Annotated in this window: 3 protein-coding genes; 2 read left to right on the top strand and 1 reads right to left on the bottom strand. The window is 54.7% G+C overall.

The window, feature by feature from the left end; genetic code table 11:
- The coding region (locus ACXJ5O_RS27730; protein WP_457302717.1) for a tetratricopeptide repeat protein at window positions 1-280 on the top strand (280 nt) is incomplete at its 5' end.
- Window positions 280-885 carry an NAD(P)H-dependent oxidoreductase gene (locus ACXJ5O_RS27725; RefSeq protein WP_457302716.1) on the top strand — a complete coding sequence of 202 codons (606 nt, stop codon included), beginning with the start codon at window positions 280-282 and terminating at the stop codon, window positions 883-885. The genes ACXJ5O_RS27730 and ACXJ5O_RS27725, both read left to right, overlap by 1 nt.
- A gap of 58 nt (window positions 886-943) precedes the next feature.
- On the opposite strand, the gene ACXJ5O_RS27720 is transcribed toward ACXJ5O_RS27725, so the two are convergent.
- Window positions 944-1148: NAD(P)(+) transhydrogenase (Re/Si-specific) subunit beta (locus ACXJ5O_RS27720; RefSeq protein WP_457302715.1), on the bottom strand; the 205-nt coding region annotated here is incomplete at its 5' end.

The raw sequence follows: 1148 nt of genomic DNA, 5'->3' as shown, positions 1-1148 counted from the left end.
CTCCACAGCTATCTCTTTGCAGCCCGATGCAGCGGAGCCCTATAACGGTCGCGGAATCTCCTACGTCGCGCTTGGTGACGATGACAACGCCTTCGATGATTTTAATACCGCAATCAAACTTGATGGTGACATCGCAGAGGGTTGGGCCAATCAGGCGCTAATCTATGAACATCGCGGCGACAAAGCCCGCGCTGCGAAATCCTACGCCAGGGCCGTGCAATTGGATCCCAATTACAAGCCCGCACGCGACGGTCTGGCTCGCACGCGCAAGACTTCTTGATGCACGCCAAGGGCAAGCGCTTTGTCGTTGTCCTGGCTCATCCGCTTAAGAATAGTCTTTGTGCGCATCTTGCATCTCTCACTGCTTCTTTGATTACTGACGCAGGACACGACCTGCGGGTCGTCGATTTGTATGAGCGCGATTTCGATCCTCGCCTCACGTCAAGCGAACGGCGGAGTTATTATACCGAGCATGATGCGAGTGCTGTTGCCGAGGACGCGGAGGCGCTTCGTACCGCCGATGTGCTTGTCCTCATCTTTCCCACATGGTGGTTCGGGCTTCCCGCTATTCTAAAGGGCTGGATCGATCGGGTATTCGTGCCCGGCGTTGCCTTTGATCACACGCTTGATTTTGGCCGCATGATCCCGAAGCTTACACAGCTGCAGTCCTGCTTTGCAATCACAACTATTGGCTCGCCCTGGTGGATCGACTGGTTCATCATGTTCCGCCCCGTTCGAAGAATCCTGTCCCGCGCCATCATTGGTACATGTGCTCCGAAGGCCCGTTTTTCGATGGTGTCACTTTATAATGCAGAGAAGATTGCCGCCGGTAGACTGGCTACCTTCGAGAGTCAGCTTAAACGGAAACTGCAGATACTGATCTGATCAAAACAAAAGGCCCGCCAAGTCTGGCGGGCCTTTTGTTAACTCGAATGATCCGCTGTCAGTGATCGAGTGCCTTGACGATATTCTCGACCATTTTCTTGGCGTCGGCGAAGAGCATCATGGTGTTGTCGCGGAAGAACAGTTCGTTCTCGACGCCGGCATAACCCGAGCCCATGCCGCGCTTGATGAAGAGCACGGTTCCTGCCTTGTCGACATCGAGGATCGGCATGCCGAAGATCGGCGATTTCGGATCGGTCTTGGCG

Source organism: Phyllobacterium sp. P5_D12 (assembly GCF_054049495.1).
Note: the sequence above shows the minus strand (reverse complement) of the source record. Positions and strands in the feature narration are given on the sequence as shown.

What these genes read in the sequence shown, in the direction of transcription:
- ACXJ5O_RS27725 (WP_457302716.1), top strand. Translation starts at nt 280, where the DNA reads ATGCACGCCAAGGGCAAGCGCTTTGTCGTTGTCCTGGCTCATCCGCTT.